The 24,483-nt window shown below is 57.1% G+C and carries 19 protein-coding genes and 1 tRNA gene; 4 read left to right on the plus strand and 16 right to left on the minus strand.

Going from position 1 to position 24,483, the window contains the following annotated elements; all coding sequences use genetic code 11:
- Positions 1-804: 804 nt before the first annotated feature.
- From ACUIAG_RS03380 to ACUIAG_RS03395, 4 genes are all read left to right on the plus strand, one after another.
- Positions 805-960, plus strand: coding sequence for a hypothetical protein (locus ACUIAG_RS03380; protein ID WP_445340178.1), 156 nt, complete (start codon positions 805-807; stop codon positions 958-960).
- Between the two features lie 47 nt (positions 961-1,007).
- Positions 1,008-1,247 carry an isochorismatase family protein gene (locus ACUIAG_RS03385; RefSeq protein WP_445340361.1) on the plus strand — a complete coding sequence of 80 codons (240 nt, stop codon included), beginning with the start codon at positions 1,008-1,010 and terminating at the stop codon, positions 1,245-1,247.
- Positions 1,248-1,379, plus strand: a complete 132-nt coding sequence (locus ACUIAG_RS03390) for a hypothetical protein (protein WP_445340179.1) — start codon at positions 1,248-1,250, stop codon at positions 1,377-1,379.
- A gap of 550 nt (positions 1,380-1,929) precedes the next feature.
- Positions 1,930-2,739, plus strand: coding sequence for a hypothetical protein (locus tag ACUIAG_RS03395; RefSeq protein WP_313835463.1), 810 nt, complete (start codon positions 1,930-1,932; stop codon positions 2,737-2,739).
- 950 nt (positions 2,740-3,689) lie between these two features.
- Here ACUIAG_RS03395 and ACUIAG_RS03400 read toward each other — a convergent pair.
- The 16 genes from ACUIAG_RS03400 to argC all read right to left on the minus strand — a co-directional run bounded on the left by ACUIAG_RS03400 (position 3,690) and on the right by argC (position 24,432).
- The gene (locus ACUIAG_RS03400) at positions 3,690-7,454 is read right to left on the minus strand and encodes a hypothetical protein (protein WP_445340180.1); all 3,765 of its coding nucleotides are present in this window, start codon (positions 7,452-7,454) and stop codon (positions 3,690-3,692) included.
- Between the two features lie 1,188 nt (positions 7,455-8,642).
- Positions 8,643-8,716: transfer RNA gene (locus ACUIAG_RS03405), tRNA-Arg, on the minus strand.
- Between the two features lie 106 nt (positions 8,717-8,822).
- Positions 8,823-9,611 carry a TlyA family RNA methyltransferase gene (locus tag ACUIAG_RS03410; protein WP_445340362.1) on the minus strand — a complete coding sequence of 263 codons (789 nt, stop codon included), beginning with the start codon at positions 9,609-9,611 and terminating at the stop codon, positions 8,823-8,825.
- Between the two features lie 17 nt (positions 9,612-9,628).
- On the minus strand, positions 9,629-9,949 hold the full coding sequence (locus ACUIAG_RS03415) for a hypothetical protein (RefSeq protein WP_445340181.1): 321 nt from the start codon (positions 9,947-9,949) through the stop codon (positions 9,629-9,631).
- Between the two features lie 5 nt (positions 9,950-9,954).
- Positions 9,955-11,016, minus strand: a complete 1,062-nt coding sequence (locus ACUIAG_RS03420; RefSeq protein WP_445340182.1) for an HAD-IIA family hydrolase — start codon at positions 11,014-11,016, stop codon at positions 9,955-9,957.
- The gene (locus ACUIAG_RS03425) at positions 11,013-13,175 is read right to left on the minus strand and encodes a helicase (protein ID WP_445340183.1); all 2,163 of its coding nucleotides are present in this window, start codon (positions 13,173-13,175) and stop codon (positions 11,013-11,015) included. Before ACUIAG_RS03425 ends, ACUIAG_RS03420 begins: the two co-directional genes overlap by 4 nt.
- 23 nt (positions 13,176-13,198) lie before the next feature.
- Positions 13,199-14,530, minus strand: a complete 1,332-nt coding sequence (gene tyrS / locus ACUIAG_RS03430) for a tyrosine--tRNA ligase (RefSeq protein ID WP_445340184.1) — start codon at positions 14,528-14,530, stop codon at positions 13,199-13,201.
- 201 nt (positions 14,531-14,731) lie between these two features.
- Positions 14,732-15,463, minus strand: a complete 732-nt coding sequence (locus ACUIAG_RS03435) for an SGNH/GDSL hydrolase family protein (protein WP_445340185.1) — start codon at positions 15,461-15,463, stop codon at positions 14,732-14,734.
- Between the two features lie 93 nt (positions 15,464-15,556).
- Positions 15,557-17,002 (minus strand): argininosuccinate lyase, encoded by a 1,446-nt coding sequence (gene argH, locus ACUIAG_RS03440; RefSeq protein WP_445340363.1) that lies wholly within the window; start codon positions 17,000-17,002, stop codon positions 15,557-15,559.
- A gap of 17 nt (positions 17,003-17,019) precedes the next feature.
- Complete coding sequence (locus ACUIAG_RS03445; RefSeq protein ID WP_445340186.1) at positions 17,020-18,255, minus strand: argininosuccinate synthase; 1,236 nt, start codon at positions 18,253-18,255, stop codon at positions 17,020-17,022.
- A 59-nt stretch (positions 18,256-18,314) separates the two neighbouring features.
- Positions 18,315-18,851 carry an arginine repressor gene (locus tag ACUIAG_RS03450; protein ID WP_445340187.1) on the minus strand — a complete coding sequence of 179 codons (537 nt, stop codon included), beginning with the start codon at positions 18,849-18,851 and terminating at the stop codon, positions 18,315-18,317.
- Positions 18,851-19,825 (minus strand): ornithine carbamoyltransferase, encoded by a 975-nt coding sequence (argF, locus tag ACUIAG_RS03455; RefSeq protein ID WP_445340188.1) that lies wholly within the window; start codon positions 19,823-19,825, stop codon positions 18,851-18,853. Before argF ends, ACUIAG_RS03450 begins: the two co-directional genes overlap by 1 nt.
- A gap of 54 nt (positions 19,826-19,879) precedes the next feature.
- The gene (locus ACUIAG_RS03460; RefSeq protein ID WP_445340364.1) at positions 19,880-21,145 is read right to left on the minus strand and encodes an acetylornithine transaminase; all 1,266 of its coding nucleotides are present in this window, start codon (positions 21,143-21,145) and stop codon (positions 19,880-19,882) included.
- Positions 21,146-21,152: 7 nt separating this feature from the next.
- Positions 21,153-22,100: an acetylglutamate kinase gene (gene argB, locus ACUIAG_RS03465; protein ID WP_445340189.1), complete on the minus strand. Its 948-nt coding sequence runs from the start codon at positions 22,098-22,100 to the stop codon at positions 21,153-21,155.
- Positions 22,101-22,171: 71 nt separating this feature from the next.
- On the minus strand, positions 22,172-23,341 hold the full coding sequence (argJ, locus tag ACUIAG_RS03470) for a bifunctional glutamate N-acetyltransferase/amino-acid acetyltransferase ArgJ (protein ID WP_445340190.1): 1,170 nt from the start codon (positions 23,339-23,341) through the stop codon (positions 22,172-22,174).
- Positions 23,338-24,432 (minus strand): N-acetyl-gamma-glutamyl-phosphate reductase, encoded by a 1,095-nt coding sequence (gene argC, locus ACUIAG_RS03475; RefSeq protein ID WP_445340191.1) that lies wholly within the window; start codon positions 24,430-24,432, stop codon positions 23,338-23,340. The genes argJ and argC overlap by 4 nt, the downstream gene beginning before the upstream one ends.
- Positions 24,433-24,483: the final 51 nt, after the last annotated feature.

The raw sequence follows: 24,483 nt of genomic DNA on the forward strand, positions 1-24,483 counted from the left end.
TGGAAGACCAGCTAGTGGCGCTAGGCACTGCTGGTCTGGGCCAACATACGACTGCTCATGAGCATGCTGATGGTTCCCTTTCCGCGACACATTCTCTACAGCAGTAATCACCGGTATCCATCTATCTTCTTTGCTATAACCAAGACCATGCCCCGCTCAGTGTCCTTTACAAAAGCGGAAGAGGTTACCTGCCAACACCTCGAGTCCACAACAGACAAGACCTCAGATGAGTGGCCGGAATCTGGTTCTTTGGTTAGACCTTTCAGAAAAGAAATAGATGCCGTTGGCGGATTTCCCCGAACACCATCACCCCCCCCTCCCGGCAAATCCGTAAAACATGAAGACCTGAAGCTTCTAATTTAGAGGATTGCATATTGCTTCTCTTCAAAGCACAAGCGCCATGGAGGCACGACTTATGACGTAAGCATGTGGGAAGCACACAGAAACAGACTTCGCCGTTATAACGCATCCAAAGCACACTTTGGACGGTGGGCGTACCTACCACCCACGGTTCCAGATAGCCATCACTTGCACGAGGATAAGTACAGCACTTACAAAATACAGAATCGCAGGTCATCTTCCCTGCTTCTGCCACCCATGTACTCATCACACGAACGGGGATCATCTACCTGTTTCCAACCTGGGCAGCAGCCAACATGGGAGTCATCACAGCCCAGGCTGTCGGATTTCTCGGAACGCTGCTCTTTCAGAAGGGCGATATCCGTCGTCAGGAGAGCATCGACTGAAACCGTAAGGGGTGCAGAGGGATACGCTCCATACTTCACAACATGAAAGGAAATTATCATGATCAACAATGATGAATGGCTGGTGGTGATTGACCGCCAGGAGGCATTCGCCCACAATGAGTGGCCCCGTTGGGCATGCTCCGACGGGGCCTACTACCAGACAGACAAGAACTACACCTGTCTCGCCAAGGCATACGGCGACCGCGTTGCTTAACTAGATACATTGCGCCGCAGCCGCCAAAAGGCGTATGGGTGGAATACATGGACGAATGGTCGGAAATCCAAGTCCCCTCCGACGATCCCATGTATGACCTCACGCCAGAGACCGCCGAGCTCGCCAAGGGGCATCCAATTGTCTCGCTCAGCACTTTCGACAAGTGGGGGCCGGAATTGCAGACGGCAATAAAGGGATCCCAGAAGATAGCCCTGTGCGGTGTCGCCACCGATGCCTGTGTGTTGCAGACCGCCTTGGCTGCCGCAGACCAAGGTATCGCCGTTTGATTGGCAGCAGATGCCTGCGCCGGATCCACGCTGGAAAACCACAAGCTGGCAATCGATACGATGGCCCTGTTCAGACCGCTCATCACCATCACCGACACCGATTCGCTGTTGAGAGATCTTCAAACAGACTAACCTTTGACATTCTTGATATGTATGTAGGTTGGGTTCTTTCCTCACAAGAAGGAAAGAACCCAACGGCACGAATCTCACCACGTCGCAGCCGTCTGCTCCATATACACAAGTTAAGACCTTATAAGTTACCGCACTTAAACTCACGAGTAGCAGAAACCGAATTTAGCTGTAGCCTAACTCAAAATATCTTCTACTCTAGGGTTAGAAACTGGTGCAAAAAACAAAGGTTGTGGATCGCAATCGCGTCTGTTGACGTCCTCGACAATGGAATCCGAATCTACCACTTTTCCAAGGTCTAAACGGACGGGTCGCTACTCAATCGGCTTTGACAGCAACTACCATATAACAGTTCAAATATAAACCCAGCTCAGCTCGGACCTATCCCACGCATATACAGATTCGCAGTTGCCTTTCATTGATTACAGTCCTGCATTTTAAACACAAGTACCAGTAGACAGCACGGTGATAAAATTGTAAGAGCAAGTTTGGCTAGAAGTGACCCCACACGCCGTCAGTGTAGAGAGTGCTACAACCAGCTAAAGGAGATCAAATGGTTGATCATGCCTATCTGGATTCAGACAGGACTCAGTATATAAGTGTTCTGCAAGCCTTGGTTGAGGATCACAATATACGATACTTTTGCCCAAATCCGCGCTGTGATGCCTATCTCTACATATGCCAAACAGATGGCAATAGAAATGGATACTTTGCAGCAAATCGAAAACTGCACCGGCATATTGAATACTGCCCTTACAGTTCAGGCGATGCTACGATTGCTGAGCTGTATGTTGAACCTGAGTTCGACTATAAAAAAGCTATATTAAAAATAGAAACAAGAGTTCCTTATCGTCCATCAAGGCAAACGGAAGATAGACGCATTGGTATACAAGCAACCAGCAACATATCGTGCAGACAGCCAACAACTGTGCGAGAGCTTTATACACTTTGCAAGCAACACCTTCCTAATGAGGAATTCAACAATTCCAAGTTTGGTGAAATACTATTTGACGAGCGCAGCGAAGACATGCATTCAAATGGCCCAAGCGGACAGATGCTTGTGGAAGCTGTCAAAAAACCATGGTTTTTTGAGAATGAAGGGCACAAGATATTTTTGAAAACTGCAACAACACATCCATATAAGTTGAATATTAGAGTACCTGACTACAGAATCTATAGCCAATTCAAAGACACGATTTTTCACAATCAAGATAGCAAGATAGTACTTGCCGGTACATGGACACTAGGCAGCGATGGGACATATTCTTCATTGAAGATAAATAGGAAAAGCCAGTACTTGTTCCTTCACCATCAAAAATCTACCCAAGAATGCGTTCGCAGTCAGACAGCAGGTTTCAGATAAAGCGACATAATGTTCAATTAGTCTAAAACAGCAATTACCTTATACACACTATTTTGGAATCTTTTTGAAATGGACGGGGATGGTTCGATTTATCTTTTACAGTGATTTTAACTGTCTATCGTTTTCTCTTACATTCTTCTAAGCAGTCGGAATAGATGTATTTTTTTGAAATACATCATCTAATACTGTAAAACTCGCAAATTTGCCTCAAGATTCTCATCACGGTAATCAGCACGCCCCAACTCGACTAGGACATAAAACCGGTTAAACAATGACGACAAACCACATGAAAACCACTGTGGAACAAGATTCGTCTTCAATGGATCGGCCCGCGTATCCGAAATATCAAAAAACTTTCCCTCCCTGCATCGTAAAGGCGACTTGTTTAGAGTCATTAATCAGGCTCATGCCGTTGCCGCATGTCTTGGTGATTACTTCAAATGCTGTTCATTTGGTCTTTGCCCACCTTGTTTGCATACTGTCTTATTCCGCAACTCTAAGTTATCTAAAGATGTGGAATACGCGATAGAAAAGGTCTTCGACCAGTAAAGTTGGTGAGATCAGATCACAGCTTTTCTAACCCACACCTAGGTGTGGGTATCAAATATTTCTGGATCCTATTGGCCTCCCGCAATGATCCAGCCTCTCCTTCACTCACCTCAATTACCTAACCGTGTACTACATGCCGCATGCAAGCTAGGCATAGTGAAAAGCGGCAGTATGGCCGCTGCTTGATACGCTTCTACACACTAGTCGATTTATTCTTTACTCTTTTGAATGGCAAAAGGCACAGGCACATTACTTGTATGGAATACACCGAACAAGAACAAAATAAAAACCTTCAGGCCGTATATTTACCACTCAAAACGCCAAGGAGTAGGACTATTACCAGTTTTACTGCTTAACCACCAAATGCAAAACCACATTATCCGCAGTCCAGAGCACCGGACTCAATAATCTATACCCTCCTTATACCTTTTAGCTTGCTCATCTTCATTTAATCCCATCGAGTGATATTTTCTCGCTTGTCTTGTCAGCAGCGCAGCCACCTTCGGCCATTGAACGTTAATTCTGTCAGCACATTTTTGGAGTTCATCTTCAAGCTCGTACTCTTGTTTCCCGCCTTCTTCTAAACCACGAAAAAATGCCTCTCTTTTATTGAACAATTCAGTACTGAAACCTTTATCTAAAAATGTGGACTGAAAGTCTTCTATTACATTACATACTGATTTACATGGCCATGTTCCGTCATCATCAGCAGGAGCGTGAGCCAGTACTTTCCCGATATAGTAGTTTCCTTGTTTAATTAGGTTACGCGAACACAATATCTTTTGCGCTTCTTGAATCCAGGCTCTGAGTTGTTCTTCGACGATCTCATTTGACTCATTGACCGCTCCTGGAATCGTTCTCCAAGTATTTAGCAGAAGCCAAGCATTTTCCGACTGTTCTTTCGGAACATTCGGCTGTTTTCCAACATTAGCAGTTTCTGGGTAGACGAGAGAGATTATGTCAGCAAAATAGCGCGGGTTATCAGCGAGTTTTCGGTGTAACAATAAGCACACACGTCCATCATTAATTGCTCGCAAATAGGCCCATTCAAGTTTCTCAAGACGAGTACGTTCTACACTGTCACTATCTTGGAGGAGTTTTATCAGCACTTCTATTTCATAACTAGATAATGTCTCACTTTCACGATCATGGCATATCAGCAACTTTTCCATAAGATCAGCCGCTAAGCCCGAATCAACTTCAACAGCACTAGCATCACAATATAACGCAAGCAATTTGAGAGCGTCCACGATTCGTCCATGATTCGCAAGCTGTTTTGCTGCTTCATTGGCTAACATGAAATCGGTTCCTAAGTGATTAATTGGAAACTCTAGCCAATATATCATCTCCACTTCTTTATCATAACTATCAAGAGATGTCCATACTTCATCGAATTCATCAGAGAGCAAGAGCAAGCGAGCTTTCACCGTGTTGGACAAACTATCACTATGCATTATCTCCAGTAGATTGCTTAATTTACCATTAGTTAGCCTATACAAAGCTGAACTCGCAAAATAACATACTTTGGAAAACTCGCTTTCTAAGAGTCTTGCAATCGCGTGGTCGTGTATCTGTAGGCCGAGGCAAGCAAACGCATCTCCAACGATCCAAGGGCATTCAACTCTTTTGGCAAGTCGCAATACGCTCTCCAGACCACCTTCCTCAAAGACCTTACTAATTGCATCATTTCTGGCTTTTCCTAGAAGATGCTTTCTATCAATCGACTGATTATTATTGTCCAAGACGTAAACCAACCAGTCGTAAGTAAATAGCGGGGCTACTTGAACAACAGGATCTACTGGTTCTAGCTCTTTCATGACCGATTTGAAATATTTGATATCTTCGAGAGATAAAGACGATGACACATTTGCTGAAGACTGATATTTCCCGATAAGTTTATAAAACTCCAACCATATCGCATCACGTGTATCGGTTGGTTTCAACTTAGCTAGACTAAGCTTATTCAAAACAGTATTTCTGCTCTTTTGAGACAAATAAGGCAACTTAGAGATAATCTTGATCCAGCTTGATGGATCACTTTCAGCAAGGTCAATAGCACAGTCAAGACATACGTTAATATCATCAACGATTTGATTATCGGTCGGCTTACTTGGTGAAGCAGATTGTCTAAATTCAAACGGCGTAATTGTTGAAGTGCTTTCTCCTGCCCTAGGAATGAGAGCAATAACTAGTGATTTACCAACCTCAGGTAGTTTTCTGCAGACTTTTTGAACGAACGAATGCCTTTCATCTGATAATGCAGCTGTTTGAGGATACCATACGCGCAGAATAGTAGCGAGAGAGTTTAACGGCCGATTAGCAAGTTTCCCGCCTGGATCGCGATCAGCTAGTAACGCAAGTAACCACATAGCTCTCCCAAAATAATCGGGAATCATTGCCAGACGTTCCAAAGCCCAAAGCACTTGTACATGCGGGCTGGTAGGTGCCAACCAATTAGATGATTCGTGGAATAATTTATCCATGAATACACCGCTTGGACTTATTGCTCTTTGCAATTCATCCAGAAACTCTTCGGGTGCTGCCTCAGCAATTTCCGACAAAACATCATTTATCGAAATCCATATGTCCCCGGTGCAATCATCATTTGCGAAACGCAGAATATCTGAAACAACTTTGGCCGCCCAATCCGAAAAAGACAGAGAAGGGAAATCGCTTACAGTCGCACTCGAGGAACCTAGCAAGGCAAGTGTAGTACTAATTCCCTTTCTAAGATCGTCAGATTCTTTCCTCCCCTTTCCATAAATTTTCGCCCCCCATCGCTGATCTTCTGGAAGAACAAGGGCAGGATTTGCTTCTTCCAGTACAGAACAAACCACCTCTCGAAAGGCATCCAAATCGGATCTTGTTATCGCTTGCAAAAAGCGTTCAGCACTCTCAACGGGGGAAATAACTGCACGCACACTTCCAAACATTGAAAAAACGGGATTAGCACTATTAGCGTCTTTAAGTAGCGCAGCAGTTAACTCTTCATCGCTGGGGTCTATCACAAAACGGGCAATAACGTCTGCGTCCCCTTTTATTGCACCATCCCACCGCCCAAGCATCCATGCTCGTCTAACTAGTTGATTTACATGAGGAGAATTTGAATTCGGTAAGAGCTCATCTGGAAGAGGTGTTAAAGCAATTTTATTACGCAGCAATGGTATGCTTTTATGTGCCGCACGCGCATACTCCGCTTGTTTTTCATCCGGTATACTTTTTGTTTTGAAATAGTTGACGGCTTTTTCATACGAGATGTCAGGCAAATTGATTGTTGGTGCGACTTGCTGCACTTTATTTATACCAATAACTATATGGTGTCCGGTAAGTAGTTGAGCTTCTCTTACTAGAGCAGCATCTGACAAAAGCACAATTAGACGTTCTGACACTTGTCTTAAATACTCTAGTGCGCTTGCCTCACTAACGACCACCGCTTTAGACAGCATTCCTTGCTTCTCAGAAAGCAAAGTCGCCGCCACGAATGCAAGACAATCTTCAATCGTCACAGACCGTATTATTATTTGATTCGGCTTGCTGTCATTTAGTTTCTTCTTAAGAAGACTTCTTTCATTAGATCGATTACACAAGACAAGCTCAGAAGTAAGTAGATTATCACACGGTTTTCGGTAGTCATTCCACCAAGTTTCCAGACTGGATAATCCATGAACCGATTTCCCGCACATTTCTGAAAACCACAAATATACCGCTGGAGTTTCCTCAAGCGCTGTTAATATGTCATCGGCCGTATATACACGGACTTCTTTCCATTTTCCCTCTTTGCTTTTCTCGCGAGCCCAAGCCTGCGCATCCGCCCATCTCCCCAAGGTAACAAAGACGAAGGTGGTTTCGGATTGGTTTATGCCTAATGGGTTTTTTGTACGCTTGTTATAGTCAGAATTGGCTTTAGCTTTGATACCACGAGATGTGCCGAATTCCCACACACTGTACCCCGATGGAACAAATGCGTTTCCTTGCCCAGCACGCACTTGACCATCGTATCCACCTAGGTCCGTATCTTCCTCTCCGGGCATTTTAATAAAAGTGATTGTTTGATTCGACTGCAAGATAATTCTTCTTATCAGGATAGGCAATGTCGAACGAGCTGTAGTTGTTCTTCCAAATGAATAAACATCTTTGAGCTGAGCTAAATACGGCAGTCTCCCCATAATTTCCTTCCTGACCTTATGAAACGACTACACCTACGTTACTTCCATACCCCATAAGATTTGATAACGGTATAAGACTTATGGCTGTGAGAGAAGATCAGTAGCAAATGTTTGCGAGAAGTACATTGCACCGTCACTGATGATCCCGATCACCCGTACATTTTGGCATGGTGGGTGGTTTCTAAAGATTGTTGCAAAACTTGTCTGATTGTGAAAATGGATGAGTGGAAGATTCTCGGGGGTCTTAGGTCTGCTGATGGCACACCAGCAGATCGGCCATATCGTCCGTTCCAGTCTTAAGCCGTTGTGATTGAGGAGCATGGTGTAGTTGTTTATTTCAAGCTTCAAGTGGTTTGTTGATCGTAAGTATCAGGTCCTCGCACTGGTCAACCATGGAGAAAAAGGTGTCAATGGCGCCTTCCATAATGCTCTTATTCAACAGTTTTCTGGCTTTTACGAATCGTTGATGGGCATATCAGCCTCAATCTCGTCCTTAAATGTGCTTTGCCTCTCAAGCCATTCGTGCCTTTGCATTCCTAGTCGTTGTAAGCGACCAATTATTACCTCAAGTCCTCATCAGTCTTCACCCGGTTCAGGGTGACAACGATGCGCCACAGCTGCCTGCCGACCTTCATCCGTAGTCGCTTACCGGTCAAGGCGATGAGGTTCATGCTGATATGGGGCAGGCAGCAGCGTATGAGCGTACCTGGCCGCGCCTGACGCATACATAACCTTAGCGATATCCTGACGACGCCGTTACACACTGGAACCTTGGGGGCGGCGATACGGTCCATGAGCAGGTCACAAGATGGGCTTGTCCCCGCTCGGGCCGTCCTCAGGCTCCTGCTTAGAGAATAACCAGTCCAAGTCACTTCTCAAATTGGCAGCCCACCAATTTTAGCCGTGGCTTTTCTAGGCTCCGCACTACGTGCGCAGCCAGTGGATACGACCTGCGCTGACAGTACTGTTCTTCTTCACGACTGCCTTCAAACAGGGCATATCGACGTCTTCTTGATTCTCGGGCAAAGCAGACACTTACTAACGACTAAAGCCCTACTTTCCTGATACCTAACAAACACTCTCAGACAGACCTTATGGCGTATAACGCGGACATTGCATATACGATGTGCCTGTCTTTAAAAGCAAAAAGGCTCCAAGGCCATCAGCCTTAGAACCATCACTAGCTCGTGCGCCAGACAGGATTCGAACCTGCAACCTGCTGATCCGTAGTCAGCTGCTCTAATCCGTTGGGCTACTGGCGCATGTCATCTTGACGAGGAACTCGTTTTTGACAACTCATTTATACTACCGCAATTGTGGATTCTGTCCAGTCTGGTGTGTCGTGCGGGAACTGGGAAACTACAGGCTTCAGGCCGACTGTGGCCAAGACAGCCAGAGCAGATATTCCACGTTGCCATGGGCTCCCGTTATGGGCGATGGCATGGTAGCACGGACAACGAATTCATGCTCACGTGCACAGGCCAAGACGCGTTCCAACGCCTCCTGCCTGCGGTCCTCGTCAGTCACAATGCCATGATGGCCCAGCAGGCTACGTCCGACCTCGAACTGGGGCTTGACCAGCAACAGGCAGTTGGCAGCAGGCGCGAGCAACCTAGGCAGGACGGGAATGACATAGGTCAGCGAGATGAAAGACACATCCGAAACCACATATTCCGGACGATACGGCAGGTCTCCCGACTGGACTTCGCGTATGTTGACACCGCTCATGTCAATCACCCTAGGATCAGCGGCAATCCGTTCCAGCAACTGTCCGTGGCCCACATCAAGGGCGATAACTCGCCTTGCGCCATGTCTGAGCAGAACGTCAGTGAAACCGCCCGTGGAAGCCCCGATATCAAGACAGAGCCTGTCCTGCGGATCGGGCATCCCCTGCGCCGCAAAAGTCGTCAAAGCACCCTCCAGCTTCAGCGCTCCACGGGAAGCATAGTCATCGCCCGGGTCCAGAAGGATCACATCGCCTGGCTGGACGCTCTGAGCAGGCCTTGATGCCAGATGATCGTTGACCGTAACCCGGCCCTGCCGAATCAGCGCCTGAGCTCTGGCCCGCGAATCCGTCAGCCCTTGTGCAGAAAGGATACGGTCAAGCCGGTCGCGGGTGAGAGCAACAGTTCTACGGCGACCGTCCCCAGCGCTGATGACCGCGTTCTCATCGTTCACTTGCCCTCCCGATTCAGGTCCTGCTGGAGCCCGGCCAGCACTTTGCCTAGCATCTCAACCTGTTGGGCATCATCCAGATCATCCAATTCCGCCAATTCAGGGAAACGTTCCAAAAGAGGTGCCATGGCTTGCTTGTCCATGGGCTCCTCAGGAGCTGACGCAGTCGTATCCTCATCATCTGCCTGTGAGGACCGTCCAGAAGGCTCAGACTCTACAGACTGCTCAGTCTGGCCGGACTGCTCAGGTAGCCCGTAGTGATTGGATTCCTGGGATGGTCCACTCGCTCCCAGCTGTCCGGGCTTGACCTCTTCCGACATGGCCGCTATGCCCCTACGACGAAGGCGGGCAGATCCAGCGCGTCCATGTCTCCACCACGATCCTGGTACTCCCAGAGCGCACAGGCGCAGGCTCGCACAGCATCCAGATCGGACAGGGGATCGCCGCCACCCTCAAGAGCACGCAAAGTGACATGCCCGTCGTCATCCACCTTTGCGGTTTGGCCTCCGCAGTGCCAGGTCTGGTCGGCCTCCTTACTGGGCTGGGGTTGCGGCGCAGTGAGGCCACGCAGGTCTTCAGCCAGATAGGTTGGCCGCCATTTGGCCGGCGCAGTCAGAATGGCGGGTGTTCGGGCCACACCCGTCAGGACGAGCATGGAGTCGTACCCGCCCCGGTTGGCTGCCTCGATGTCGGTGTCCAGACGATCGCCCACAGGCAGGCATCGGTCAATGTCCAAGATCTTCTGGTCGCCGGCCAAGAGCTGCCGAGCCTCGTCGTACATGGCCGATTCCGGCTTCCCGGCTGAGTCCTCCGGTTGCTTGCCAGTAGCCAGAATCACCGCTTGGAGCATGGCCCCATTCCCGGGCGCCATGCCACCTTCGCGGGGCAGGGTCTGATCCTTGTTGGTAGTGAAGTAGCGTGCACCGCCTTCGATGGCAAAGGAGGCCTGGGCCAGGTCCTGCCAGCTCAGCTCGGGATACCAGGCCTGAATGACGGCCTCTGGCTTATCTGCAGCCTTGCCTACCGGCACCATTCCGTTAAGGCGGATCTGATCACGTAGATGATCGGATCCGATGACCAGCACCCTGGCGCCCTCCTGCAGATGTCGGCGCAGCATGCGTGCGGCGACTACGGCCGAGGTGATGACCTGGCCATCGTCCAGGGTCAGCCCGAACCCGCGCAGCTGATCGGCCACCACATGGGGGAACCGGGATGCATTGTTGGTGGTGTAGGCCATGCGCATGCCGAGCGTCTGAGCACGGTCGATGCCCTCAGCCGCATGCTCGACAGGGTCAGCGCCCCGGTAGACCACCCCATCCAGGTCCAGCAGAGCCAGACGGTAGGTCTTTGCCGGAGCGTCATCAGTTCCTTTGAGGAAGACGGTCACGATTCAGCCCTGTTTTCATCAGACGTATCGGACTCCTTGACCTGCTCATCATTGGTCTGTTCGTTTTCATGATCGAAAGTGTCTGCCTCGGATCCTGCATTCAGGACAGCCGCGTCGCCGTTGTCAGCAGCGGATTTATCGGCGACAGCCGTGTCAGTTTCGTCACTGCTCTGGTCGCTTTGAGAGCCATCGTCCGAAGTTTGCCCATCAAGGCGAGAGGGCTCTTCCCCGTGTTGCTCCACAGCGTCTGACGATTTCTGCATTCCGGATTCCGGCATTTCGGATGCCGGCATTTCGGATGAACCCGCTGAGTCGGACGAACCAGTTGAATCAACTGCGTCGGATGCATCAGCCGAATCAGATGAGTCAGTCGACTTAGATGAGCCACTTGTGCCAGCTGAGTCCGCTGAATCATTCGAACCTACTGATTCAGAAGATTCCTCAACCTTGCTGTCATCGGCACCCTGATCGGATACATCGGTGACATCAGACTCGGCGGCCTCAGTCTCAGCTTCAGCCTCATCCGAGTCCTCCTCGCCGCCATCCGGGTCGATGGAGAGATCCTCCATCATGGCCGAATCCAGGTGCTCCAGGTCGTAGTCGATCAGGATTTCCTCAGACTGCCCGTCCTTCTGGCCATCCTCGTCCTCATCCTCGTCGGCATACTCAGCTTCCAGCCGATCCAGCAGGGGTTCCAGCTCCAGAGCCTCCTGACTGCGACCAGCCTGTTCGAGGAAGTTCTGCTCGGCCTGCACGGCACGCATCCGGTAGTCACCGCTGAGTCCGCGTGCCTTGACCAGGGCCTGAACGGTCTCGATGGCCTTGTCCCACAAGCCCAGATCGCCCAGTGCTCCGGCATAAACCAGGAACATCTCCGCCTTGGACTCGCCTTGCAGTTGGCTGCCCTCTTCGGAGGTGGCCTCCTCAATGGCCTTGCGGGGATTGCCCAGGCCACGCTCGCAGTCGGCGATGAAGGGCAGATAATCGGAATAGCCGTTCATACGGTGTGCGGTGCGGAACTCCTTCAAGGCCAGCTTGTAGTCGCCCTGACGATAGGCCACCAGGGCCAGAGTCTCACGGGCAAGATCGATCCGCGAAGCCTGACGAGCAGCCCACTTGGCATGAGCCAGGGCCCCCTGGGGGTCGGTCTCCTCCAGCGCGTAGGCGGCCAGGATGTGCAAGCCGATGTTCTCCGCGTGCTCCTTGCTCAGTCCGCGTAGGCGCAGGCGATCATCCTTGGAGAGCATGGACCACTCCAGGCCCTTGGGCATCTTGGGCTCGCCAGGCCGACGATCCGTGTAGGGGTTCTGCGAGGGGTAGGAGATGGTTCCGTCAGAGTTACGACGACCGCGGTCATAGCCATTCTGGCGGTCACGCTGATAGGTCCCGCGGCGGTCGTCATGGCGACGGTCATCGCGGCCATGCTGGCCCTGGTAGCGGTCGCCCCGATAGCCGCCTTGACGACGGTCGTCACGGGAACGGTCGCCGTAGGAGCGGTTGCCGTAGGGACGGTCCCCATGTGAACGGTCTTGACGTGGACGGTCATCCCGCGAGCGGTTGTTCCACGGGCGATCCCCGCCGGACCGCTCATTCTGCCGACGATCAAACCTCCGGTCGTCACCCCGACGGCGGTCCCCGCGGAAGCCCTGACCACGATCACGGTCACGGTCATGCCGCTGGTAGCCGCGACCGGAACGACGATCGCCATACCCCGACCGACCGCGGTCATTGTCATGATCACGATGCCCGTATCCGCCATGCCCATTGGCATGGAAATCACGACGTGGACGGTCGCCATCCTGTCGATGGCCGTGGCGATCTCGGTCGGAATCCCTGCGGAAGCCGCCGTGGCCATCCTGACGGTCATGCCTGTATCCGCGATGGTCGCGGTCGAACCGGTCGTGCCCGCGTCCGCGGAAAGGCCGCTGTCCATTCCTGCCCTCGGAACGACGCTCTTCGCCGCCCTCGCCGTCATGGTTGTGGAAGTTGCCGGAGCGGTGACCTCCCGAACGATAGCCTCCGGAGCGGTATCCGCCCGAGCGCGAACCGCCCTTGTGGAAGCCCGAAGAGCGATGGCCGCCCGACCGGAAGCCTCCTGGGCGCGAGCCGCCCCGGCCCCGTCCGCGATCGCCCCGGGAATGATTGTGTTCTTCTGCCATCAGTGTCCTTAATTCCTGCGTTCCTACTTGCCGGCCCGACGCTCAAGTGCGCCCAGGGCCTTCTTTCCTCTGCGAACCAGGGCGAAGCGCCCATGCAGAAAGTCCTTGTTCTCCAAAACCTGACCCGGATCCTCGACCCGCTGGTTATTCAGGTAGAAACCGCCCGAGGCCACAGTCTTGCGCGCCTCGGAGACCGAGCGGAAGAGCCCGGCCGCAACACCGGCCTCCACCAGACGCTGGCCCTCGCTGGCTGCGGGCAGAGCTCGTCCGCCTTGACCATCATCGACCTTGAGGCCGTCCAGTGCGGAATCCAGCACATCCTCGTCCAGCTCCTCCAGGGTCTTGCCGCGGCCGAAGAGGGCGCCCGAGGCATCGATGGCCCCCTGGGCGGCATGCTCTCCGTGCACATAGGAGGTCACCTGCCAGGCCAGAACCTTCTGGGCCTCGCGCGCCCCCGGATCCTGGGCGGTCCTCTCCTCCAGACGCTCAATCTCGGCCTTGGGCAGGAAGGTGAAGGTCTTCAGCAGCTTGACCACCTGGTCGTCAGGCTGGTTGAACCAGAACTGGTAGAAGCGGTAGGGGCTGAACATGGTGGGATCCAGCCAGACCGCGTTGCCCTCGGACTTGCCGAACTTCTTGCCCTGGGAGTCCGTGATCAACGGGCTGGTCATGACGTTGACGGAGGCATTGCGCACCTTGCGGATCAGGTCCAGGCCGCTGGTCAGGTTCCCCCACTGGTCGCTGCCACCCAGCTGCAGACTGCATCCGTAGCGGTCGAAGAGCTCCAGGAAGTCGTTGCCCTGGAGCACCTGGTAGCTGAACTCGGTAAAGGAGATGCCCTCGTCGGAGTCCAGGCGGCGGGCCACTGTGTCCTTGGCCAGCATGGTGCCCATGCGGAAGTTCTTGCCCACATCGCGCAGGAAGTCGATGGTGCTCATAGAGCCGGTCCACTCATAATTATTGACGAACCGGACGGGGTTGTCCCCCTCGGCGTCCAGGAAGCGCCCGATCTGGCCACGCAGGCGCTCGGTCCATTCGGCCACGGTCTGCTTGGGATTCAGGGTGCGCTCCCCCGACTGCCGAGGGTCGCCGATCAACCCGGTGGCCCCGCCTACAACAGCGATGGGATGCAGACCGGCCGCCTGCAGGTGGCGCATGTTGAGCAGCTGGACCAGATTGCCCACGTGCAGTGAGGGAGCTGTGGGGTCGAATCCGCAATAATAGGTCACCGAGGGGTCGGCCAGCACCTTCCTGAGCTCGGACTCGTCCGTGCACTGGGCAATGAGACCGCGCCACTTGAGTTCGTCGAAAAGCGAGTCGAAACCCGCCTGCCTGAAATCGGTGACCTGCGACATGAGAGGCTACTCCCTATCGAATATTTGATGAATGTATGCTAAACCCTACTATTCTTGCAACAGATACCGACACGGCAGAGCCCCGGACTGCCGCAGACAAGGCCGCACAAAACCTGATCAATCACGGTGAATCGACCACTGCGGATTGGCGATTGACCCCCGACTGCTTTGGCCAGGGGGGGAGCGACTACCGTATCAAATTCAGGAATGCGCAGACACAGACAACTTATCGATCAGGTCTTGGGGAATGTGGTCAACCACGCAGGCGGCCATGCGCCGGTAACCCTCTACTCCGGGATGGAAGTGGTCAATGCCCCAGAAGTCGGGCCGGTCGGTGCCAACGTCGTCGCGGGTGGCATCCACGAAAGGCACCGAGGCCTCTTGACAGACCTGACGGCTGGTCTGCGTCTGGCGGGCTATCCGACGCTCAACCTCTGCCCTGAGCGCCCGGCCCAGGGCAGGATCCCGATAGAGCTGACCGGAGCTGAGGACCAGCACCTGACGGCCCTTGTCTTTAGCCAGCTCGATGCTGGCAGCCAGGTCATCCCGCCACTGCTCATCGGTGCGATTGGCCATGATGTCGTTGGATCCTGCACACAGAACCAGCAGATCAGGTTGGTCCTGCAGGGCGGGCAGGAACCGGTAGCGCACCCTGCGGATGGTGGCCCCCAGCCGACCCTGGGTCGACCAGGATACCGGGCGCCCCAGCCGGGCGGCCAGGCAGGCGGCTATGTCAGGGACGAAGCCCTGGCTCTGGTCCTTCACCCCACAGCCGACCGCCATGGAGTCGCCCACCACCAGCATGGTCAATGGCTCCAGGTCGCGGCCTTGGTCCGAAGGCGAGCACAGCCCCTGGCGGGAACCGGGGGGCTCCTTGGCCAGAGTGATGTGCTGCTTGGCCCACCAAGCCTGGACCAGTGCCACCGGATTCATGATCGCCGCCGCCTTTCGCCGTTTACTCTTCCTCTTGAAGAATTGCCGTTGGGCATTCTAACGCGGCCACCGGTCCGGTGGAGACCAGAAACTTCACCTGGGAGGATGGTAGGCAGGCCCGTCAGACTGTGAGTCGGCGAAAGCCTTCAGCTCCTCCAGCGCATGTGCAGCCTGGTCCATCTGCTCCTTGACCCTCTCCGGTGCGGTGCCCCCCCGGCCCCGGCGAGCGCGCACGGCTCCCCCGGCGGTCAGGACAGAGCGGACCTCAGGAGCCCGATCGGCGGGGACCCAGTCAGCGAAGACCCTGATGAAATCGTCATCATTCAGGTCGGCCAGCTCGCATCCACGCCCCTCGGCCAGCTTGACGCAGGCCCCTGAGAGTTCGTGGGCATGCCGGAAGGGCACTCCTTGCCTGACCAGCCACTCGGCCAGGTCGGTGGCCAGAGCGAATCCTGTGGGTGCCTGCTCCTCTAGCCGATCCTTGTTGAAGGTCAAAGTAGCGACCATGCCAGCAAAGGCGGGCAGCAGGACCTCCAGGGTGTCCACCTGGTCGAAGACCGCCTCCTTGTCCTCCTGCAGGTCGCGCGCATAGGCCGTCGGCAGCCCCTTGAGGGTGGTCAATAGGCCTGCCAGGTCCCCGACCAGTCGACCGGCCTTGCCGCGAGTCAGCTCAGCCACGTCCGGATTCTTCTTCTGGGGCATGATGGAGGACCCGGTCGAGTAGCCGTCGTCCAGGCGGACGAAGGCAAACTCCTGGGTATTCCAGATGATGATCTCTTCGGCCAGCCTGGACAGGTCCACGCCGATCATGGCGGCGACGAAGGCGAATTCGGCCACCACATCCCTAGCTGCGGTCCCGTCGATGGAGTTGGCGCAGACCCGGCTGAAGCCCAGATCCCGGGCCACCGGCAGGGGATCCAGACCCAGGGTGGTGCCAGCGAGCGCGCCAGAACCGTATGGGCTGGCATCGGCACGCCGGTCCCAGTCCCTCAGCCGTTCCAGGTCACGGATCAGGGGCCAGACATGGGCCATGAGCTGGTGGGCCAGCAGGACGGGCTGGGCGTGCTGCATGTGGGTACGGCCCGGCATGACCGTGGTCCCCGCTGCCCGGGCCTGATCCATCAGAGCCTGGGCCGTGCGCAGCAGATCCTTGGCCAGCACCCGGGCGTGGCGGCGCAGCCAGATCCGAATCAGGGTGGCGATCTGATCGTTGCGCGAGCGCCCGGCCCGCAGCTTGCCGCCCAGCTGGTCCCCCGCTATGTCGATCAAGCCGCGCTCCAGGGCCGTGGCCTCGTCCTCGTCGCCAGGCTCAGGGGCGAAAGCGCCGGAGTCCACCTGGTCCTGGAGCTCATCCAGGGCCTGTTCCATACTTGCCAGCTCGCCATCGTCCAGCAGTCCAGCACGGTTGAGGGCACGGGCGTGGGCCCGGGAACCGGCCAGGTCGTCGTCGGCCAGACGCCAATCGAACTGGGTGGATCGGCTGAGCTCAACCAGCGCCGGCGAGGGCCCGCTGCTGAAGCGCCCGCCCCAGAGGGCCATGGGCTTGTCGCCGCTGCTCACTGCTCTTGTCCGTCCTGTGCGATGCCGTTGCCGAAGCGCATATCACGGGCGGCAGCCACCTTGTCGGCCAGGCCATAGATGGCGATGAACCCGTTGGAGGCGTTCTGGTCGAAGCTGTCGCCGGACTCGTAAGTGGCCAGGCTGTAATCGTAGAGGGAGCTGTCGGAGTGCCGGCCGGTGACCACTGCCCGTCCCCCGTGCATGACCATGCGGATGCGGCCGGAGACATAGCGCTGGGTCTCCTCGATGAAGGCGTTCAGGGAGCGGACGGCAGGCGAGTACCACTGGGCGTCGTAGACCAGCTCGCCCCAGCGCTTGTCGATGTCGCGCTTGATCCGGTGCTGTTCGCGCTCCAGGCAGCAGTTCTCCAGCTCCTGGTGGGCGGTGATCAGGGCAATGGCCCCAGGTGCCTCGTAGAGCTCTCGGGACTTGATGCCCACCAGCCTGTCCTCAATCAGATCCACGCGTCCGATCCCCTGGGCTCCGGCGCGGCGGTTCATCTCTTCGATGGCCTCCAGAGGCGTAACGGCCCTGCCGTCGATGCGCACAGGGATGCCCTGCTCGAAGTCGATGGTCACCTCGTCCTCGACCGGCGGGAAAGCAGGATCGTCGGTGTAGGAGTAGACGTCCTTGGTGGGCCCATTCCAGGGATCCTCCAGGTAGCCGGTCTCGATGGCGCGTCCCCAGACATTCTGATCGATGGAATAGGGGCTCTCCTCGGTCTGCTCGATGGGCAGGCGGTGCTCCTTGGCGTAGGCAATCTCCACATCCCTCATCAATCCCAGGTCACGGATGGGGCTGATGGCCTTCAGCGAGGGGTCGATGGACATGATGGAGACCTCGAAACGGACCTGGTCGTTGCCCTTGCCGGTGCAGCCGTGGGCTATGGTGTCGGCACCGTACTGGTGGGCCGCCTGGACCAGATGCTTGGTGATCAGCGGCCTGGAGATGGCCGACACCAGCGGGTAGACGCCCTCGTACATGGCATTGGCCTTGAGCGCCAGCATGCAGTAATCCCTGGCGAACTCGTCCCGGGCATCCACCACGACTGACTCGACGGCTCCGCAGTCCAGGGCCCGCTGGCGGATGGTCTGCAGACGCTCCCCGCCCTGCCCCACATCCAGGGAGACGGCCACCACATCCTTGCCGGTGCGTTCCTTGAGGTAGGGAATGGACACTGAGGTGTCCAAGCCGCCCGAGTAGGCCAGCACGATGCGATTGTTTTCGGTCATGGCGATCCTCTTTCCTTCTAATTTCACACTTGTCAATATTCAGTTCGTGCTTCCGACGATCATCGAGCCTTGGCATCCTCCTGGCCGGAGACGATAGTCATGAGCCAGTCGGCCCGGGATGAAGCCGATTCATCGTCTGCAGCGATAATCAGAATCGTGTCGTCCCCGGCTATGGTGCCCAGGATTCCATTGATGGGCTGGCGGTCCAGGGCGGAAGCCGCATACTGGGCGGCGCCGGCCGGGGTTCTGACCACCAGCAGGTTGCGGGCCCGGGCCACCGAGGTGATCAGCCCGGTCAGAATCTTGGCCAGGTAGGCATCCGTCTTGTTCTCCCCCTCGACTTCAGGCCCCTCGGCGGCAGCGGCTTCCATGGCCTGCTGGTCGGTGGTGGCGGGAATCCAGTAGGCCATGCTGCCGTCTGCATACCGCAACTTGGTGGCGTGCAGGTCGTCCAGGTCACGGCTCAGGGTGGCCTGGGTCACCTCGATGCCCTGCTCAGCCAGCAGGGCCGACAGCTGCTGCTGGGAGTTGACCCGATGTCGGCTCAGGGCCTGGCGGATGGCATCCAGCCGGGCCACCTTGGTCGTCGGGCGCATCAGCACACCCCCTGCAGGAGGGATTCGTCGCCCCGGGAGCGGGCCACCAGCCAGGTCATCAGGGCCTTCTGGGCGTGCAATCGGTTTTCCGCCTCGTCCCAGACCACGGACTGCGGGCCGTCAATGACCTCGGCCGTCACCTCCCGGCCCCTGTAGGCGGGCAGGCAATGCTGGAAGAGGGCATCCGGGCGAGCATGGGCCATAAGTGCGGCGTTGACCTGATAGGGCTGGAAGGGATGGGAGCGAATGGCGTACTGGTCCTCCTCGCCCATGGAGACCCAGGTGTCGGTGAAGACGCAGTCGGCATCCTCCACAGCCTGGACCGGATCCGTGGTGACCAGAATGGATCCGCCGTTTTCAGCAGCCAGGGTCCGCGCCTGATCCACAAGGCTTGGATCGGGCAGGAAGCCGTGGGGGCCGGCAATCCGCACGTTCATGCCGGCCACTGCTCCGCCCAGCAGGTAGGAGTTGGCCATGTTGTTGGCTGCGTCGCCCAGGTAGGCGATGGTCATGCCAGCCAGGGCATCGACCCCGCCCCGGTGCTGGGCCAGGGTCAGGAAGTCGGCCAGAACCTGGCAGGGGTGGAAGGAGTCGGTCAGCGCGTTGATGACAGGCACGGTGGCATTGGCAGCCATGGTCTTCACCCGATCCTGGCCAAAGGTGCGCCAGACTATGGTGGACGTCATCCGCGTCAGCACCTTGGCGGTATCCGCCACGGGCTCGCCACGGCCCAGCTGCGAGCCAGAGCTGTCGATGACCATGGGATAGCCGCCCAGCTGGGCCACACCCACGCAGAAGCTGGTTCTGGTGCGCGTGCTGGGCTTGTCGAAGATGATGGCCACGGCCTGGGGGCCCTGATAGGGCTGAGATACATAGGGATTTGCCCTGAAGGCCATGCCCAGTCGAAGAACCTCCAACTGCTCCTCATGGTTGAGGTCATCGTCACGCAGCATGTGCCGCAAACCGCTGTTCATCTCTGCCTCCCTATCGCTATGATCATGTACGTCATTGATGGCTGATCTCACTGATCATCCTGTTGCAAGCCCTTCCCCGAGACTGACCGGAGCCTTGGACAGGATATCCACGGCCAGGTCGATCTGGTCGGCCTGGATGATCAGGGGCGGGGCCAGACGCAGGGCATCAGGGGCCACAGCGTTGACGATCAGCCCGTGATCCAGGGCCCAGGAGGCCAGATCCCCGGCACAGGGGGCGCTCAGCTGGACCGCATCAAGCAGCCCTCTGCCTCTGACCTGGTTATAGAGGGGATTGCCGCAGTCGGTAAGGCCAGCGCGCAGCCTCTCGCCCATCTGCCGCGCCCGTTCCAGCAGGCCCTCCCGTTGGATGGTCTCCAAGGTGGTCAGTGCCAGGGCCGATCCCAGGGGATTGCCGCCGAAGGTGGACCCGTGCATGCCAGGGGTCAGCAGACCTGATGGCCCAGAGCCGAAGGTGATCATCCCGCCCATGGGGAAGCCGCCTGCCACCCCCTTGGCGAAGGTGAGCACGTCAGGGCAGGCTCCTCCGGACAGGCTCCGGTCCTGGAAGGCGAACCAGTGGCCGGTCCTGCCCACGCCGGTCTGCACCTCGTCCAAAATCATCAGGGCTCCGTGCCGGCTGCAAAGCTCACGCACCTGCCGAACGTAGTCAGGATCCAGCGGCAGCACCCCGGCCTCACCCTGGATGAGCTCCAGAATGACGGCGGCCACCGGCTCTCCTGAGGTCTCCCCCTGTGCGAAGGCCTCCTCCATAGCCTCGCCGTCTTCCGCCGGCAGAAAGCCCATGCCCGGGACCAGGGGCTGGAAGGGCTCACGGATGGCAGGTTTCCATGTCAGGCTCAAGGAGCCCATGCTGCGGCCGTGGAAACTATGGGTCAGAGCCAGGATCCGGCCAGGGTGACCGCCCATGCGAGCGCCATGCAGCCGGGCAAGCTTGATGGCCGCCTCATTGGCCTCGGTTCCCGAGTTGGCGAAGAAGACACGGGATCCCTCCGGGGCCTGAGCCAGGTCCAGCAGTCGTTCGGCCAGCTCGATCTGAGGCTGGGAGGCGAAGAAGTTGCTGATGTGGGCCATCTTCCCGGCCTGCTCAGCCAGGGCCTTGTTCCAGGCCGGATGGGCGTAGCCCAGGGCATTGACCGCGATTCCGGCCATCATGTCCAGATAGCGGTTGCCGTCCAGGTCCCAGATCCAGGCGCCTCGGCCATGGTCCATGACCCTGCCCGGCCGTCCGAAGACCCGCATGTGGACGCGGTCATAGCGGTCTGCCCATTGACTGCTCTGCGGCCCCTCGGGGGTCCTCATAGGTGCATCAGCCTTCGTCATGGCTCCTCCTCATGATCATATCCCGGCCCGGCACGACCACTGTGCCGATGCCGTTGCGGGTGAATATCTCGTTGAGCATGGAATGCGGCCGCCGCCCGTCGATGACGTGGGCCTCGCCCACTCCGGATTGCACGGCCTGCAGACAGGCCTCCATCTTGGGGCGCATCCCCTCATGCATGTCCTCCAACATGTCCTCAAGCCGGTCCACGCCGATGCTGGAGACCAGGGAGTCGGCCTGGGGCCAGTTGGCATACAGTCCCTCCACGTCGGTGAGAATGACCAGCTTCCGGGCCCCCAGAGCTACTGCCAGAGCGGATGCGGCCGCGTCGGCATTCACATTGAGCACCTGGGTGGGATCCTGCTCGTCAGGAGCCACAGAGGAGACGACGGGAATCCGCCCGGCGTCGATCAGATCCTCGACGGCCGAGGCATCCACGCCCACGACCTCGCCCACCAGGCCCAGGTCGACTGGTCGTCCATCCGCCATGCCGGTGCGGCGGGCCGCACTGAACAGGCCGGCATCCTCCCCTGACAGGCCGACCGCCATGGGACCGTGAGCATTGATGGCACCGACCAGATCCCTGCCTACCTGTCCGGTCAGCACCATGCGAACCACCTTCATGGTTTCGGGGGTGGTCACCCGCAGACCGCCGCGGAAGACCGAGGGGATGCCCAGGGCCTGGAGCATGCGGGAGATCTGCGGGCCGCCCCCGTGCACCACCACCGGATGCATGCCCACCTGCCTCAGGAAGACCATGTCCTGAGCGAAGCACTGCCGCAGATGGTCGTCCACCATGGCATGGCCGCCGTATTTGACTACGATCCTCTGACCGGCGAACTCCTCCAGCCAGGGCAGGGCCTCGATGAGCACCTGGGCCTTGCGGGCATCGTCCAAGGCTGTTTCAGCTTCGGCATCCTGCTCGACATCCGCCATCCTCTTCCCCTTCCTTATGACCATCTTCCGATTGCTGCGGCTCTTGGCAGCGCGCCCGATCAGGTTTCCTGTCAGGTGTGGTAGTCGGCATTGATGGTCACGTATTCGTGGGTCAGATCATCCGTCCATACCGTGGCCTGGCTGTCGCCATGACCAAGGTCGATGTCGATATGGACCTCGGAAACGTGCAGGTCGACCAGCTCCGGGTCCTGGCCGGGACGGCCTCCTTGGCAAACCTTGATGCCGTTGAAGCTGACATCCACTTGGGCCGGGTCATAGGCCGCCTTCGAAACCGGCACGGTGCCCAGGGAGGACACCACCCGGCCCCAGTTGGGGTCCTCGCCGGCCACCGCGCACTTGAGCAGCGTGGAGCCGGAGACCGCCCGTGCGCAGGCAAGGGCTGCATCCTCGTTCTCGGCACCATCCACACGGATGCGGATCCGATGCCTGCTGCCCTCACCGTCGGCCACAATCCGATGCGCTAGGTCCGCGCAGGCCTGACCGAGCTTCTCCTGGAACTGCCTGGGGTCAGGCCGCACGCCAGAGGCCCCGGAGGCCATCAGCAGGACGGTGTCGTTGGTGGACATGCACCCGTCCACATCGATCCGGTTGAAGCTGAGCCGGCAAGCCTCGGACAGGGCCTGGCGAGCCTGTTCCGGCTCCAGAATGGCATCGGTGGTGATTACGCAGATCATGGTGGCCAACTGCGGGGCGATCATCCCGGAACCCTTGACCATGCCGCCCAGCCGCCAGCCGGAACCGTCCACAGCCATGGTCTTGGTGCAGGTGTCGGTGGTCAATATGGCCTTGGCGGCCTCTTCGCCGGCCTCCTGACTGGCCGACAACCCCTGGGCAGCCTGATCGATACCGGTCAAGATGGAGTCCAGATGCAGAAGATGGCCGATGATCCCGGTGGAGCAGACGGCAACCTGCTCGGTGGGCAGGCCCAATTGCTCTCCTGTCCGCTCGGCCATGGCCCTGGCCTGGTCCAGGCCCTCGGGGCCCGTGCAGGCGTTGGCATTGCCGGAGTTGATGACCACGGCTCCAGCACGGCCATCTTCAAGGATCCTGCTGGTCCAGACGACCGGAGCGGCCCGGAAACGATTGGGTGTGAAGACCCCCACAGCCGTGTCCATGGGTCCGCTGTTGACGACCAGAGCCAGGTTGCGGCGCTGTGATCCTCCCGGACGATGGGCGATGGCCGTGCCGGTCCGGAAGCCTGCAGGGTAGGTGATGCTCATGGTGCCACTCCTATGGTTGTCAATCCGGTCTCCTCGGGCAGGCCCAGAGCCAGATTCACGGCCTGGAGGGCCTGGCCTGCGGTGCCTCGGGTCAGGTTGTCGATGGCGGCGAAAGCATAGAGGCGGTCGGCGCGCTGGTCCACAGCTACCTGGACCTGGGCCCGGTTGGAGCCATACACATCGGCCGTGGAGGGAAGCCTGCCCTCGGGGAGCAGATCGACAAACTGCTCCTGGGCATAGATCCCTTCCCAGACGGCACGAATATCAGCCATCTCCATGCTCTGTCCACGCGCGCTCAGCTTGGCTGAGACCACAGCCAGAATCCCCCTTGACATGGGGACCAGTATGGGGGTCAGCCCCAAGCGGATGGATTGTTTGCCAAGAACCCCGAGGTTGGGGTCCGCAGCTGCGGCCTTGCGCAGGTTCTGCACAATCTCAGGGATATGCCGATGGGTGCCCCCGACCGAGTAGGGATGGGCCGAATTGATGGCCTGGGCTGCCAGCAGATCCATTCTGCCGCCCGAGCGCCCAGCGCCCGAGTAGCCGACAGCAAGGTCGGCCACCAGATCATCAGTCTGGACCAGTCCGGCGGACAGGGCAGGCTGGAAGGCCAGAGTGACTGCTGTGACATTGCACCCAGGACCAGCGATCCGCCGGGTCTGTCCAAGCAACTGACGTTGACGACCGCCACCAGGATTGAGCAGCTCAGGCATCCCGTAGGTCCACGGGCTTGAGAAAGGCCCTCCGTAGTAGTCTTGCCAGTCGCTCGGATCCTCCAGCCGGTGATCAGCGCCCAGGTCGACCATCAGCGATTGCGGATCCAGCTGCTCGGCCAGGGGGCCCGAAGCCCCGTGGGGCAGGGCCAAAACCACCAGATCATGGCCGGCCAAGATCTCCGGCTTCGTATCCTGAATCTGCAGCGAGGCCAGCGACTCCGGAAGGTTGGGCGAGAACTCCCCCAACAGTCGACCAGCGGAGCCGTGACCGGTGACCGTGCATACCTGAAAGGCTGGATGGGCCGCCAATAGACGGATCATCTCCGAGCCGGCATACCCTGAAGCTCCCGCTACAGCCACCGTGTATTGCCGCATGAGTGCTCCCTTCATCGGGCACCATCATACATACTCATGCAGTAATACGCA

This window comes from Bifidobacterium sp. ESL0825 (assembly GCF_052606465.1).

What these genes read in the sequence shown, in the direction of transcription:
- ACUIAG_RS03380 (WP_445340178.1), top strand. Translation starts at nt 805, where the DNA reads ATGATCAACAATGATGAATGGCTGGTGGTGATTGACCGCCAGGAGGCA.
- ACUIAG_RS03385 (WP_445340361.1), top strand. Translation starts at nt 1,008, where the DNA reads ATGGACGAATGGTCGGAAATCCAAGTCCCCTCCGACGATCCCATGTAT.
- ACUIAG_RS03395 (WP_313835463.1), top strand. Translation starts at nt 1,930, where the DNA reads ATGGTTGATCATGCCTATCTGGATTCAGACAGGACTCAGTATATAAGT.
- ACUIAG_RS03400 (WP_445340180.1), bottom strand. Translation starts at nt 7,454, where the DNA reads ATGGGGAGACTGCCGTATTTAGCTCAGCTCAAAGATGTTTATTCATTT.
- ACUIAG_RS03415 (WP_445340181.1), bottom strand. Translation starts at nt 9,949, where the DNA reads ATGTCGGAAGAGGTCAAGCCCGGACAGCTGGGAGCGAGTGGACCATCC.
- ACUIAG_RS03425 (WP_445340183.1), bottom strand. Translation starts at nt 13,175, where the DNA reads ATGGCAGAAGAACACAATCATTCCCGGGGCGATCGCGGACGGGGCCGG.
- tyrS (WP_445340184.1), bottom strand. Translation starts at nt 14,530, where the DNA reads ATGTCGCAGGTCACCGATTTCAGGCAGGCGGGTTTCGACTCGCTTTTC.
- ACUIAG_RS03435 (WP_445340185.1), bottom strand. Translation starts at nt 15,463, where the DNA reads ATGAATCCGGTGGCACTGGTCCAGGCTTGGTGGGCCAAGCAGCACATC.
- argH (WP_445340363.1), bottom strand. Translation starts at nt 17,002, where the DNA reads ATGGCCCTCTGGGGCGGGCGCTTCAGCAGCGGGCCCTCGCCGGCGCTG.
- ACUIAG_RS03445 (WP_445340186.1), bottom strand. Translation starts at nt 18,255, where the DNA reads ATGACCGAAAACAATCGCATCGTGCTGGCCTACTCGGGCGGCTTGGAC.
- ACUIAG_RS03450 (WP_445340187.1), bottom strand. Translation starts at nt 18,851, where the DNA reads ATGCGCCCGACGACCAAGGTGGCCCGGCTGGATGCCATCCGCCAGGCC.
- argF (WP_445340188.1), bottom strand. Translation starts at nt 19,825, where the DNA reads ATGAACAGCGGTTTGCGGCACATGCTGCGTGACGATGACCTCAACCAT.
- ACUIAG_RS03460 (WP_445340364.1), bottom strand. Translation starts at nt 21,145, where the DNA reads ATGAGGACCCCCGAGGGGCCGCAGAGCAGTCAATGGGCAGACCGCTAT.
- argB (WP_445340189.1), bottom strand. Translation starts at nt 22,100, where the DNA reads ATGGCGGATGTCGAGCAGGATGCCGAAGCTGAAACAGCCTTGGACGAT.
- argJ (WP_445340190.1), bottom strand. Translation starts at nt 23,341, where the DNA reads ATGAGCATCACCTACCCTGCAGGCTTCCGGACCGGCACGGCCATCGCC.
- argC (WP_445340191.1), bottom strand. Translation starts at nt 24,432, where the DNA reads ATGCGGCAATACACGGTGGCTGTAGCGGGAGCTTCAGGGTATGCCGGC.